Genomic DNA, 13251 nt, shown 5'->3' on the forward strand with positions numbered 1-13251 from the left:
CTCCAAAAAAACAGCATACACTGGGATAAACATTTTTCTAAATCCCAGTGTACTCCAAAAAAATAGCATACACTGGGATAAACATTTTTTTAAATCCCAGTGTACTGCTAAAAATCTTGTAAAATTTTACTACACTGAAAACAGGAATTATTCATATCCCAGTGTAATCAGTTAACATACTGACATCTTGAATTATTTTCACCACTTATATCAGTAAAATTACTCTCGCCGATGCACCAAAATTTTATCTATTCAGGATTTAGGAGAGTCCCCTGTTCAATCATGACACCCTTAGGACGCCCTGTAGAACCGGATGTATAGATGCAGTAGGCCAGATCTTCAGACCTTATACCATCAGGCGAAGGATAAGTATCGTCCGTCTGCGCATCAAAGATATCCTCCATAGTAAGAACTTCAAAACCGGATCCGGATAACGCCGGTCGCTGCTCTTTAAGACGCCTGCTTGTCAGTAAAATACCAGCAGAGGCATCCTCCATACTGAAAAGGATTCGCTCATCAGGATAGGAAGTAATAAAGGACAAAAGTTAATTGCACCCTTATCATCATTATATTGTGTATTAGGTCATGAAATTATAAAAAACAGGAAAATGATAATTAACTTTTGAAAATATTTGCGTGAAAGCATGGGATATTCTTGCATGTTCATGGCGGTGCCTTCAAAGTACTTACCCGGCAAAACCGTCCGCACAAGTACAAGCATCATTTTGATGTACATGCACCTCCGCTGTTTTAGTTGTTCCTATCAATGACTATACTTTCGGAAGTTTTACTATGTATGATGAATATTTGATCTTCTTGATAAATTTTGCAGGAACACCTCCTACAGTCGTGTTTTCCTCAACATCTTTTGTCACAACAGCTCCGGCTGCAATTACAGCACCATCACCAATTGTCACACCTCTTGTAATTATAGCTCCTGCTCCAATCCAAACCCTATTTCCAATATGCATAGGCGCACATAGAAGGTGTCTGTCATATCCTCTATTCTGTCCGAATTAAAAAATTCCAGTATTTCTTCAACCGTTATCATTACTTCAGATTCTCCTTAAAGAAGTTCTCCAGCTTATCAAAAGGAATATAATCCTTATCACCGCCATCATATAGATCAGTATGTACTGCATCAGGGATTATCATTAGTTCCTTGTTATCTGCATACTTGCTGTCTTTGATCATATCTGCATAAGCATCTTTTGAGAAATAACATGAGTGTGCCTTTTCTCCATGGACAAGTAAAACTGCACTTCTGATTTCATTGCTGTACTTAAGGATTGGTTGATTAACGAAAGACTCACAACCGATCACGTTCCAGCCGCCGTTGGAATTAAGGCTTCTCTTATGATGCCCTCTGTCAGTCTTGTAATAGTCATAGTAGTCTTTTACAAAGAAAGGTGCATCCTCCGGAAGTGGATCTACAACTCCGCCTCCAAGCTTATATTCGCCAGTCTTAATGTCCTCAAGTCTCTGAGCACACATAGCTACTTTTTTCTGATATCTCGCTTCTTCACTGTCCTCGGAATCAAAATATCCCTTGGCATTTACCCTTGTCATGTCATACATTGTCATAGCTACCGTAGCTTTAATTCTTGTATCAAGAGCTGCTGTGTTTACAGCCATTCCTCCCCAGCCGCAGATACCGATGATTCCGATCCTGTCAGGATCTACCATTTCATTTAGTGATAGAAAATCAACTGCTGCCATGAAATCTTCTGTGTTGATATCCGGAGATGCCATGTATCTTACATTTCCACCAGACTCTCCTGTAAAAGAGGGATCAAATGCTATTGTCAGAAATCCTCTCTCTGCCATTGTCTGAGCATAGAGACCAGAACACTGCTCCTTTACTGCACCAAAAGGTCCACATACGGCAATAGCCGGAAGCTTACCTTCTGGATTTTGGGGAACATACATATCTGCTGCAAGGGTGATTCCATATCTGTTTACAAATGTGACTTTGCTGTGGTCTACCTTATCACTTTTCTTAAAGGTCTTATCCCACTCGGTTACAAGGTTTAGTTCTTCTTTTCTGATCATTTTACATTCCTCCGTTTTAATCATTTCTCTTTCTGAATCTGTCGTATCAAAAAATCCATGTTGTCTACTTTTTTCTGGCTGTCATGAAGTTCATCCATGAGGTGACATCGGCATTTCCTGAGATCTCGAAGAAGTGTATCTATATCCCCTTCTTCATACATCTTTTTCATAAAGCTTATTTCTTTCTCATTGCAGCCCATGTCTGAAAGGCTTTCAAGAATCTTTTCTGTATCCATCTTTTTTGCTCCTTCTGATTTCATAGTAAATCCTTGACCAGGTTTTCGCTAATGAATAAAATAAATATCATGATATTCACTTTTGGAATAACACATAAATTGTCAGCTTTAGGGAGGTTTTCATGGAAATAAAAAATCTCAGATACTTTCTTGCAGTTGCAAGGGAAGAAAATATGTCAAAGGCTGCTGAGCTGCTTCATGTATCGCAGCCTACTCTTTCAAAGACATTAAAAGCATTAGAGGAAGAACTTGGAAAAAAGTTATTTGTCAGGCATAGCTTCAGTATTTCACTTACTGATGAGGGGATGCTTTTGCGTGACCGCGCTCAGGATCTTGTGGCCATGTCAGATAAGATCGAACAGGAATTTAACTCCCTGGATGATATAACCGGTGGAGATATATATTTTGGACTGGCTGAGAGCTATCAGATCAGATACCTCGCCAGAGAGATTTATAAGTTAAAAGAAAAATACCCTAATTTCACTTATCATATAACCAGCGGAGATACTGAGCAGGTTACTGAAAAGCTTGATAAGGGTATTTTAGACTTTGCTGTACTATGTGAAACACCTGACAGCAATAAATACGAATATGTAAAATTCCCGGAAGCTGATGTGTGGGGAGCAATCATACCTTCATCTCATCCCCTCGCCAGGAAAAAGTCCATCCGGGTCTCTGACCTGACAGGACAACCTCTATTTGTCTCTGAACAGAGCTGGAACAATGAAATCAAAGCGTGGGCCAAAGACAGATTTAATGAGCTTAAACTTGAAGGCTCTTTTAGACTTTCCTATAACGGCTCTGTATTTGCAAGAGAAAACCTTGGAATACTTCTTATATTTAAAAATCTGATAAATACTGAAGGAACTGACATGGTATTTAAGCCTCTTTCACCTGAACTAGAATCAGAGCTGTATCTGATATGGAACAAGTATCAGACCTTTACTCCTATTGCGGAAAAATTTCTGGAGCAGATAAAAAAGACTTTCAAGTAATTATAATTCTTTCGCCTTGAACAAATCATCAAGTGTAACCTGCTTCTGAACTATTCCACTATACTGATTTGATTCCACACCATACGTTGTCACAAATACTATCTGTACCGCTTGTCTGACAAATAATCCCCCAAATCCTTTGGTACAATTAATGCTATGGTTATACTGTTGTGGCTCTACTTCTCACAATAAATCCTGATTGCCTGATAAGCGAATTCTGCTGTACCCTCGCCGCACTCCCTGTTTACATTCTCGGCAACTTCTCCACCGCCTCCGAGCCATTTTCCAAGTCCAAGAAGAATCTCATCAGTGCAAGTATACATATTTTCAGTGATAAAGTTCTGATAAGCCTTTACCTGCTCCTGCACCTCCTTTGAAGCAGGGTCGAGATCTCGAAGCTGGCCAAATCTAACAAAAATCTGCATGAGATTTTCCATCAGAGTCTTCTCATCATCCTTTGTCCAGTTTTTACTCTTATCTACAAACTCTTTATACTGCGAGGTTTTACCCCACTGCTCCTTTGCTCTCTTAGAATATTCATCAAGTTTTTTTGTATCAAATGCTGTAAAATTCAATCTTCTCACTCCTCTCGCCTTTAATCCACGAGCCAAGGTGATAAGGTTCTCAATGTGCTCCTTTTTCAAAGTCAAAAGCTCTATCTGTTGTTCCAATGCCTTTGACTTATCAAAATTCTCACTATTTACTATTGCGGCTATATCCTTAAGAGGAAACTCAAGCGCCTTAAACAGTAAAATCTGCTGCAGCTTTTCCAGTCCTGCATCGTCATACAGCCTGTACCCTGCCCCGGTGTATTCTGTAGGTTTTAAGAGTCCAATCCTGTCATAGTATTGAAGAGTGCGTATACTCACTCCAGTCAGCTTGCTTACTTCATTTACTGTCATCATAGTATTTATCTCCTTCGTCGTGATAATTATACCGTAAACTATTACCCAACGTCAGAGTCAACACTAATTTCAAATTTTTCATAAAAATAGAGATTCACGATTCAGCGGACCTCCATTTACCTTCCCAGTCTGTCATCCATTCTTTATTCCCAGTTCTTCCATCTATCTCATTTAAAAAAGAATATCTTTCAATTGTCCTGACTACAGATCCACCCCCAGTCTTCCGATGCTCTGTTCCCCAGTTAAATTCTTCGCCGTACTTTTCTTCCAGTTTTCTGATCTCGCTTATCACATCATACATACGACTAATTTTATATATCTATTCTACACCAATTACATTTAACAAAAATAAAAAAGAATGTCGCTCGCGACATTCTCGCGCCGTTGCAAGATGTCCGGGGGACATCTGCTTTGCAACGACCGAAGTGGAACGTAGACGCGGTTGCAGCATGCAACATATTCCTTTCGCGCGATGCGCAGATCACTTGGCGAGGTTTTTTCGAGCCTAGTGAAATGTCATACACAGTAGTGCGCATCCTCACGGAGTGTTTTTTATAGCATAGGAAAGCAATTTCCTATGCTATAAAAAAACTACCGGTCACATACATCCACGATATACATGACCGGTATATAAAGTTATCAGAATTTCAAATACCTCTTCAGGTTTTTAATTGCTCCAAATGCCAGCCAAACAACTATCAGCATAGCCTCTCAAGAAAACTTAACCGCTGTTCCATAAGCCATTATCTCAGCTGCACTCTGCATTACTGAAGATGAAGAATACCTTACTCCAACAATTGCATCTGCCCTAAGAGCTTCCGCTTCCTTGACCATCCTATCTGTGGCAAGTTCTCTGGCCTTGCACATCATCTCAGTATAACTTCCAAGCTCACCTCCTACCAGAGTCTTAAGACCGGATCCGATATCCTTAAAAGCATTAACTGTCTGAATAGTGCTTCCCTTTACAAGTCCCAGCATTTCCAGATCCTTTCCGGATATTGTTTCTGTAGTAACTATCAACATACTTCGCCACCTCCTTTAAAACAATTTTCGTCCAAGCTATTTTTAACCATTCAACAGACTGCCTGTTGATGATATAAGTATATGCCTCATTCATATTATAATACATATTCATAGTTGCAATATCGATAACTATATTTCCCATAAGTGGTAAAATATAGAAAAGGATTTCTTATGTGAGGTGACGAAATGGCAAAAGAAAACAATATTTCTCTATTCAGTTTCTGTCAGCTTCTTCTTTCAAAAACAATTTCCGCTGCATTTGAAAGATCGTCTCTATAGAAGTATCCCAGTCTGTCAAAGTTCTTAATATCCCCGGGATCTTCAATCCCATTCTCGGCCATGTACCTGACCATCTCTCCCCTGGCCATCTTGGCGTAGGTACCCTTTGTTACAAGCTTGCCTTTTACCATTTCGCCAAATATGACTGTTACATAATAGTCATTGGACTTAAGATATTTTTCTATACATTTTGAATACTCTTTGGACGCAAGATTCACTATAACACCGGTTCCATCTGACACCTCGTCGTACAATCTCTGTCCCCACAGATCATATAAATCTTTGTGTCCGCTAATAGCGGCCTTTGCCTGCATCTCAAGTCTGTAAGGTGTTACTCCATCCAGCGGTTTTAATACGCCATAAAATCCTGATAATATCCGCAAATGTTCCTGAACATAGTCAAAAGAGCTATCTTCAAAAACAGCGGGAGCCATATACTGATAAGCAATCCCTTCATAAGACAGGATCGCGGGAGTCAACCTGTTATGGAGATCCATTTCTTTTATACGCTTATAATTCTGCTCCGATATTTTGTCATTACATCCCCACAGCTTCTGCAGATCACCTGGAGACTGTTTCCTTAGCCATTCGAGAATTTCCTTTGTCTGGTCAAGAAACACCGGAAGGCCCTGGCACTCAATCTTATCAGTATCAACATTCATTTTCTTCGCAGGAGAAAGAATTATTCTCATCACAGTTCTCCCAGCATCTTTTCCGGATCCTCAGCCGCCTTAACCTTATCATTGGCTCTTATAATGATTCCTTGTTCATCAATAAGATAAGTTGTACGGACTACTCCCATGGACACTTTCCCATAGTTCTTCTTTTCTTTCCAGACATCATAAGCCTCTATTACCTTTCGCTCAGGGTCTGCAAGAAGTGTAAATGCCAAACCATATTTCTCTTCAAACTTTTTATGTGATGCAACAGTGTCTTTACTTACTCCAAGTACTATTGCACCCTTTTCCGTAAACAGAGGGTACCTTTCAGAGAAGCCACAAGCCTGCTTGGTACAACCGGAGGTATTGTCTTTTGGGTAGAAATATAAAATGACTTTCTTGCCTCTATACTCTTCCAAAGAGTGCATAACTCCGTTCTGATCGGGGAGTTCAAATAACGGTGCCTTTGTTCCTACTTCCAACATAAAAGATATCCTCCTATAGGTTTTACTTCATATTCTAAAATCCATTATAGCATCACAATCTCATATGATTTGAACAGCTTTTAGTGCTTTTTAATCCTCATGAAATAATGGTCCTCGTCTTCACCTGCTCTGTATGCCCCATTATTCAGCATTACCTTCTGGGATGCGATGTTGTCTTTATTGACACGAAGATAAATCTCATCCTCAGGAATAATCTTCTTTGCCTCAGAAACAGTAAGCTTTAAGCCAGCTGTACCATATCCCTTTCCTCTTTCATCCCTCTTGATGCTGTAACCTATATGTCCTGCACCATTCCTAAGAGCTTCTGTAAGATGATGTCTGATACGAAACTCTCCAACCAGTTTCCCTTCATTCCATAAGTAGTAATACGTTTCAGGCACAAACCAGTCCGGCATATTTATAGGATGCTCATAAGATATGAGAGTCGGAAGTACCTTTGCAATATATTCATCATATGAAACGCCGTGATATGGATTAGTTAATCCATTCTCATCAGCAGGTAGCTCTGTTGTGTATTCCCATTGTGATCTTGCATCCTCACTGTTTATTTTTCGAAGTTCCATTACTGTTCCTCTCTTTCCTAAGCAATTGCTTATCCTGAATTATTACAATTCCTTAACCATATGGATATCATCCGCATAAGTACCATCCTGGTACTTGTTTGCCTTCGGTATCCTTCCGCACTCCTTAAAGCCAAGACTCTCATAAAGGTGATATGCCCTGTCATTACCAGCAACTACTGTCAGTTCTGCCTGTTCATATCCAAGCTCTTTTACTTTTTCAAGAAGCTGTTCCAGCATAAGCCGTCCCAGTCCAAATCCGGTATATTTCTGATAAATAGCAATTCCTATATCTGCACGATGCTTAGCCCTGCGTCTGCTTCCTATAGGCTGAAATGAACAGTTGCCGGCATATTCTCCATCAACAAAAGCAAGCAACAGCATGGAATCCTCGGAAGAATTCTTTTCATTAATAAACTCTGCCTCAGACTCTGCCGTGTACTTTACTTCATCAGGATCGCAGAGAAGAAACCTTGTTTCTCCGCAAACAGTTTTCAGATAATCAACCAAAAGCTGCGCTTCTTCCGTCTTAGCGCTTCGAAGCAATATTTTCTTATCCCCGATCATATACTCTTTTTCTTCAAAAACCATTTTCTGCACCTCTTCTTTCAATTTTACACAAACATTTCCATATATCTGCGGTATGTTTCAAAGCCTGCTGCCTCATAGAAAGCCAGGGCCCCCTGGTTGAACTCCCACATATTAAGCTCTATTCGATGAAATCCCTGTTCTTTGCCATAGGCCTTTATAAAAGATACTAGCTCTGAAGCAATCCCCTGTCTTCGAAACTCCTTGTCCACACAGAATTCATCCACATCAAGAAAGTCTCTTTCCTTCATAAATGGATTCTCCGGCTTATTTATATGGTTTATCACTGCAAATCCACATATCTCCTCGCCATTGTCAGCAACAATTATCTTTTTGTCAGGATCATTCCATATTTCATGAATGAATTTTTGTAATTCGGCTCCAAATCCTGGCTTGAACACGTCTGGCTTTCCTTCAACATGTATATCATTCACCTGTTTTCGCAGTTCATTAATCCTATCCAGCTCATCTTCTTTTGCAAATCGTATTTCCATATGTGCCTCTCCTAAAAAAGAATGTCGCTCGCGACATTCTCGCGCCGAGCGCGGTTGCAGCATGCAACATATTCCTTTCGCGCGAGTGCGCATCCACACGGAGTGTTTTTTATAGCATAGGAAAGCAATTTCCTATGCTATAAAAAAATTGCCCCATCAAATCATTCTGTTTGATGAGGCTCATGTACCATAATTAAAATACAGCTATGCTCTACTGCAGCTATTCCTCATCATGCATATCAAAAACAGACCCCTGATAATATTTCACGGATACATTAGTCAACATATTAGAATTGACAAGGATTCTCTTAATCATAGCTTCTCTCTTTCTGAAAATTATTAGTTGTCAGTATAATTAACTGACAAATTGCTGTCAATATGTTTTTTCACTGATTATTATTCTGAGATCATGATCATCTCCATTATCTGTTCACTTAAGCACAAGCTCTTCCCCAGGCTGCAATATTATCTTTCCGGGTCCATCGAAGATCTCCGCAACGCTTATATCAAAGCCGCTTTTATCCTTTACCGGTTCCATATGGTAGGGGATTGTATGCTTCGCACCTATAGTTTTTGCGCACTCAGACGCTTCTGATACGTCCATGTTATAGACACCATCACAGCACAAAAAAGCGTAATCAAGTTTCTTGTCAGCATATCCAGCCATCGAGGGCGTTGTGGATGTATCACCGGAAAAATAAGCCTTTACACCATCAGAAAATGTAAATATAAATCCGACACACTCAGAAACATCATGATTCTTGTTATACCCGGCTTCCACAGTTTCAACGGAAACAAAACCAAAATCATAGTTCTGATATTCACCATTCTTTAAGGCATCTGACCATTTGATAACAGTGCATCCTTCATTCTTCGTAGCAATCAGATCTTCCTGAGTATGATCATAATGCCCATGAGTCATAAGAATAAGATCCGCAGGAAGGTCATATCCATCTCCCATGAACGGATCAAGATATATTACCTTTCCTTCTCCTGTTACAATTCTTACACTGCCATGTCCCTGATAAAGTAATATTGCTGCCATGTCTTCGCCCTCCGTATTTTCTGTATTCTCACCCTGCTCATTCAATTCTTTGTTATCTGAAGCTGCTGCATTCTGCGTATCTGCCAATGTTGTAGTCTCTGATTTTTTCATACCACTTCATAACAGCCTCAACTGTAAGTGAATGCTGGATATGAAATGGATCCTTGTTGTACTTTTTCAGTAATTCAAATGCATCATCCCTTGTAATCATACACATCCTCCTCATTTCCCCTTAATTTCTATTCTGTCCAAAATGCCTTGAACTCCGACATTCTGGTGTGTCAGGTACATCCTCGCCACATCTTCAACGAGAGTGCTGTCCGTTCCGGTTTTCTTCTGAATCTTTTCAAGGCTTACACCTTTATCAATATATTTCATGATTCTTGAAACCAGCTCATACCGGTCACCGCTCTCTCTTGGCACTTTATTTAAAACACCTAGTTCCGCCACTTTGGCATGACCGTAATAAACCTTTTTCGGATTCAGCTTCATCAGCCTGTTCCAGCTATCCTCAATCTGTGTGCCTTTATGAAGTTCAAGTTCATACAATGGATTCAGATCTCCAACGAACAATTCCCCAGTATCAAGATACAACGAAATGCTGTCATCGCTATGTCCCGGCGTATGAATAACCTCACCGCCAATACCCATGGTCTGTAGAAACTGTCTGCTCTCTTCGATCCTGACGATCTTCACCCCGTCATCAATAATGGGAGCAAAGGTAGTATTATTCTCTTTTTCAAAAATGCTATCAGCTGCATGAACATAGTTCTGTTGCACATCCATAACAACTATAGTTGCTCCAAGGTCAGCAATTTCCTGTGCAATCCCCATGTGATCCGGGTGAAAATGGGAAATCATGATGTATCTAATATCCTGAACCGATATATGTTTCTCTCCCATGGCATTACAGAATGCCTTAAAAGAACCAGCCCATCCAGTGTCAAAGAGAAGGTTCCCAGTATCTCCTTCTATGAGATATGTATTTGTATTGGTATACTTCATCTCATGTACTTTCATAACAGATCTCTTTTTATTCCCTAATATTTCCCTTCCTGATATGCTCGAAAGTCTACAACAACTTTTTCATTACTTATAGCTGCCTGCTTTCCTGCCTCACAAACCTCTAAATGAATTAAACCATGCCCGCTCTTCAAAACCTTTTTTCTTCGGTGCAACCGGTTCATTCTCTGCTATTCCCACAGGCAATATACATACAACCTCGTAATTATCAGGAACAGAGAGAATTTCTGCTATCTTATCGCATATTCTGTCTTCATCCGTAATATGACCTTCATACCAACAGCTCTGATATCCCAGTTCTACGATAGTCAACAGCATGTTTTCAATTGCAGCGGAGTAATCCTGAATAGCAAAGCATCTATCACGATATGCATTTATTCTTTGCGTCAGTACTACAATCATAGCCGGTGCCGTTTCACATATCGGTGGATCTATTGCTTCATGAATTTTCTTCAGAACAGCTGCATCGTCAACTGCTATAAAACTGGTTGTTTGTTTATTGCAGCCAGATGGAGCTGCAATTCCCGCTTCCATTATCTTCACTAAATCATTATGAGAGACCGGTTCAGGGAGATAATTTCCTCTGTAGCTATGCCTCTTGTTGATTGCTTCTGTTACATTCATATGCTAAGTCCTCCGTTAATTTCAAAATTAAACTTGCTTTCCTGAAACTAATCCCTATAGAACCGGTAACACTTTTTCCTCTATGAACTCCACTCTGTCAAAAATCCTTGGCTTGAATGTACCCGTAATTCCTACTGAAGCATTTTCCTCTTTGTTTACATAGATTATATTTCCACTGTCGCCAATCGCCGCGTAAACTTCTCTGTCGTCATAAGGCTTATACCATAAGTAGCCGTAGTTCATGTGGCCAAATCGCTCCCCAAGCTTAATATGTGGTGTCAGCATCTCTCTTAAGTAGCTCTCAGAAACAATCCTCCTGCCATCACACATCCCCCTATTAAGAACAAGTTCGCCGACTACAGCCATATCTTTTGCCGACATGCACAATCCCCACCCTGCAGTAACACAGCCCCCAGGGTCAGTATACCATTCATATTTTCTGGGATTTTTGTTCATGAAGAAATCAAACTGGTCTTCCTTGGAGCTATCTCCGTGTGGTATTCTCTTCGGAAGATCCAGCGGCTCAAACAGCTTCCTGTTGGCAAAATCAATGCATTTCTCCCCTGTCGCTCTCTCGATTATTCCTGTCAAAATCTGAATACCAAGGGTAGCATACCTGAACTCTCCCGTGATTCCCTTACGACCTCCAAGATAATCAAGTATGGCAAGAGTAAAGTCCTGTGAAGTACACACTTTTTTCCAGGGTTCTGACTTGCCCTTATATGGAGCTGTCATTGTAAGCAAATGCCTGATTGTTACATCATAGATAGTTTTCTCGCCACGCTTTACAGTGTAATCCTGAAAAAAATCCATCACCTTCTGATCTACACTCTTAATATGCCCCTCATCCAGTGCAATACCGGCAAGCAGCCCCATCACTCCTTTGGTAACGGAATTGACATTCATCGCATCTATTGTTTTAAAGCCATGCCAGCAGTCATCAAAAACAGTAGAGCCATCCTTAATCGCATATATCTGGCAGATGTTGCTCTCGTTACCGGTGCTTTCGCTAATGTACTGATGTAATTGCTCTTTATTCAAGAAAATAGCCTCCTCTTAGGTAAGATTCAGACGTCCTAAGAAAAGGCTAATATGATTAAAAATTGTTTTCAAGAAAAATCTTAAAAATATTTGTATTCAAATAACATAGCTATCCCCAATCTGAAAACTCAAATCTGTCATGCCTAATCTTTCCTTATAAGAATAACTCCATGTCGATGCATTCCCATGTACCTATTTTCATTGTGCACAATCGCCTACTATACTCCCTGAACCCTACTGCCTCATAGCAGTATCTGGCGTTGTTATTATTTTCAAATACACCCAGGTCAATCCTTTGGACCTTAAAGTGCTCCTTAACATACTCTATCCCAAGAAGGAGCATTTCTTTTCCATAGCCCTTCCCTCGCAGGTTCGGATTGATCACAACAAAGCCGAAACGGACAGCAGAATCATCATCAGTTTTGGGATATCTGATGATAAAATGACCAACAACATTTCCTTCATCATCCACCGCTGAAATCGGGAAAAACCTGCCACTTGTAAGCTGCACTCTATAATTTTCATTGATATCCTGAGGCAGAAGTGGGAAACGGTTGATCCTGTCTGCTGACCATTTGAACATTTCTTCTTCCGAGCGAATCCATTTACAAATGAATATAGCGTCCTCTTCCTGATATATTCTGAGCTTCATTATCTATCCTGCCTCTCTGGTTTATATTTATTGATACAAACTCTTCAAAAAAATATTCCTAACCAATTATCCCAAAATTATCATATCCACCATTCAGGTGTCAGCTCACCAAGTTTCATCACACGACCTGCAGCGTAATCAATCATGATATCTATATCTTTATAATTCCCCGGCATGAGCTGAGTCATCAATTCTCTGCACGCGCCACAAGGAGCACCTTTTCCTTCATTCGGTGGAATGCAAAGAACTCTGTCAATTTCATACTCGCCATTAGTGATCATATTAAATATTGCGTTTCTTTCTGCACATATCCCAAGCGTGGAACAGGTATCAATACAAACACCCGTATATATCTTTCCGGTTTTAGACCGAACTGCAGCAGATACTTCCCCCGCAGACACATAATCAGAAATAGTTACCGGTTTAAGCACTGCCTTTGCAGCGTTATACATTTCTTCCCATATTTTATCCATAATCTAATCTCCTCGTTGCAATGATAAAATATAGATATTTCCTATGAATGCGTCCTACAACGCCTTATTTATCATTGTATACGACGCTGAAATGGC

Annotated in this window: 19 protein-coding genes and 2 pseudogenes; 1 reads left to right on the forward strand and 20 read right to left on the reverse strand. The window is 40.1% G+C overall.

The window, feature by feature from the left end; genetic code table 11:
• Positions 1–248: 248 nt before the first annotated feature.
• The 5 genes and pseudogenes from ACHCNF_RS07845 to ACHCNF_RS07865 form a co-directional block, all read right to left on the reverse strand.
• Positions 249–542 (reverse strand): AMP-binding protein, encoded by a 294-nt coding sequence (locus ACHCNF_RS07845; RefSeq protein ID WP_408069296.1) that lies wholly within the window; start codon positions 540–542, stop codon positions 249–251.
• A 228-nt stretch (positions 543–770) separates the two neighbouring features.
• Positions 771–965, reverse strand: a pseudogene (locus ACHCNF_RS07850) (DapH/DapD/GlmU-related protein); the annotation flags it as partial.
• Complete coding sequence (locus ACHCNF_RS07855) at positions 929–1051, reverse strand: hypothetical protein (RefSeq protein ID WP_408072256.1); 123 nt, start codon at positions 1049–1051, stop codon at positions 929–931. The gene ACHCNF_RS07855 and the pseudogene ACHCNF_RS07850, both read right to left, overlap by 37 nt.
• The gene (locus ACHCNF_RS07860) at positions 1051–2052 is read right to left on the reverse strand and encodes an alpha/beta hydrolase (RefSeq protein WP_408069297.1); all 1002 of its coding nucleotides are present in this window, start codon (positions 2050–2052) and stop codon (positions 1051–1053) included. Before ACHCNF_RS07860 ends, ACHCNF_RS07855 begins: the two co-directional genes overlap by 1 nt.
• Before the next feature lie 20 nt (positions 2053–2072).
• Positions 2073–2288 (reverse strand): hypothetical protein, encoded by a 216-nt coding sequence (locus ACHCNF_RS07865; protein ID WP_408069298.1) that lies wholly within the window; start codon positions 2286–2288, stop codon positions 2073–2075.
• Positions 2289–2410: 122 nt separating this feature from the next.
• Here ACHCNF_RS07865 and ACHCNF_RS07870 point away from each other — a divergent pair, with 122 nt between their 5' ends.
• On the forward strand, positions 2411–3283 hold the full coding sequence (locus tag ACHCNF_RS07870; protein ID WP_408069299.1) for a LysR family transcriptional regulator: 873 nt from the start codon (positions 2411–2413) through the stop codon (positions 3281–3283).
• Between the two features lie 176 nt (positions 3284–3459).
• Here the strand turns inward: ACHCNF_RS07870 and ACHCNF_RS07875 are convergent, their stop codons facing one another.
• The 15 genes and pseudogenes from ACHCNF_RS07875 to ACHCNF_RS07945 form a co-directional block, all read right to left on the reverse strand.
• Complete coding sequence (locus ACHCNF_RS07875; protein ID WP_408069300.1) at positions 3460–4188, reverse strand: MerR family transcriptional regulator; 729 nt, start codon at positions 4186–4188, stop codon at positions 3460–3462.
• A gap of 94 nt (positions 4189–4282) precedes the next feature.
• Positions 4283–4489, reverse strand: a complete 207-nt coding sequence (locus tag ACHCNF_RS07880; RefSeq protein WP_408069301.1) for a hypothetical protein — start codon at positions 4487–4489, stop codon at positions 4283–4285.
• Positions 4490–4899: 410 nt separating this feature from the next.
• Complete coding sequence (locus tag ACHCNF_RS07885; protein WP_408069302.1) at positions 4900–5211, reverse strand: YbjQ family protein; 312 nt, start codon at positions 5209–5211, stop codon at positions 4900–4902.
• A 224-nt stretch (positions 5212–5435) separates the two neighbouring features.
• The gene (yaaA, locus tag ACHCNF_RS07890; protein ID WP_408069303.1) at positions 5436–6182 is read right to left on the reverse strand and encodes a peroxide stress protein YaaA; all 747 of its coding nucleotides are present in this window, start codon (positions 6180–6182) and stop codon (positions 5436–5438) included.
• Positions 6182–6634 carry a peroxiredoxin gene (locus tag ACHCNF_RS07895; protein ID WP_408069304.1) on the reverse strand — a complete coding sequence of 151 codons (453 nt, stop codon included), beginning with the start codon at positions 6632–6634 and terminating at the stop codon, positions 6182–6184. The genes yaaA and ACHCNF_RS07895 overlap by 1 nt, the downstream gene beginning before the upstream one ends.
• 80 nt (positions 6635–6714) lie before the next feature.
• Positions 6715–7218 (reverse strand): GNAT family N-acetyltransferase, encoded by a 504-nt coding sequence (locus ACHCNF_RS07900; RefSeq protein WP_408069305.1) that lies wholly within the window; start codon positions 7216–7218, stop codon positions 6715–6717.
• A 42-nt stretch (positions 7219–7260) separates the two neighbouring features.
• Positions 7261–7806, reverse strand: coding sequence for a GNAT family N-acetyltransferase (locus tag ACHCNF_RS07905; protein WP_408069306.1), 546 nt, complete (start codon positions 7804–7806; stop codon positions 7261–7263).
• A 23-nt stretch (positions 7807–7829) separates the two neighbouring features.
• On the reverse strand, positions 7830–8297 hold the full coding sequence (locus ACHCNF_RS07910) for a GNAT family N-acetyltransferase (RefSeq protein WP_408069307.1): 468 nt from the start codon (positions 8295–8297) through the stop codon (positions 7830–7832).
• A 430-nt stretch (positions 8298–8727) separates the two neighbouring features.
• The gene (locus ACHCNF_RS07915; RefSeq protein WP_408069308.1) at positions 8728–9453 is read right to left on the reverse strand and encodes an MBL fold metallo-hydrolase; all 726 of its coding nucleotides are present in this window, start codon (positions 9451–9453) and stop codon (positions 8728–8730) included.
• Positions 9452–9559 (reverse strand): annotated as a pseudogene (locus tag ACHCNF_RS07920) (hydrolase); the annotation flags it as partial. The pseudogene ACHCNF_RS07920 and the gene ACHCNF_RS07915, both read right to left, overlap by 2 nt.
• A gap of 5 nt (positions 9560–9564) precedes the next feature.
• Positions 9565–10362, reverse strand: a complete 798-nt coding sequence (locus ACHCNF_RS07925) for an MBL fold metallo-hydrolase (RefSeq protein ID WP_408069309.1) — start codon at positions 10360–10362, stop codon at positions 9565–9567.
• 96 nt (positions 10363–10458) lie between these two features.
• A complete protein-coding gene (locus ACHCNF_RS07930) occupies positions 10459–10989 on the reverse strand; it encodes a nitroreductase family protein (RefSeq protein ID WP_408069310.1) in 531 nt (176 codons plus the stop codon).
• 54 nt (positions 10990–11043) lie between these two features.
• Positions 11044–12030 (reverse strand): serine hydrolase domain-containing protein, encoded by a 987-nt coding sequence (locus ACHCNF_RS07935; RefSeq protein ID WP_408069311.1) that lies wholly within the window; start codon positions 12028–12030, stop codon positions 11044–11046.
• 154 nt (positions 12031–12184) lie between these two features.
• Positions 12185–12682, reverse strand: a complete 498-nt coding sequence (locus tag ACHCNF_RS07940; RefSeq protein ID WP_408069312.1) for a GNAT family N-acetyltransferase — start codon at positions 12680–12682, stop codon at positions 12185–12187.
• Between the two features lie 80 nt (positions 12683–12762).
• On the reverse strand, positions 12763–13155 hold the full coding sequence (locus tag ACHCNF_RS07945; RefSeq protein ID WP_408069313.1) for a cytidine deaminase family protein: 393 nt from the start codon (positions 13153–13155) through the stop codon (positions 12763–12765).
• Positions 13156–13251: the final 96 nt, after the last annotated feature.

Origin of the sequence: Butyrivibrio sp. NATIVEDY162, assembly GCF_045999815.1 — a bacterium.
Taxonomy (GTDB): Bacteria; Bacillota; Clostridia; order Lachnospirales; family Lachnospiraceae; genus Butyrivibrio.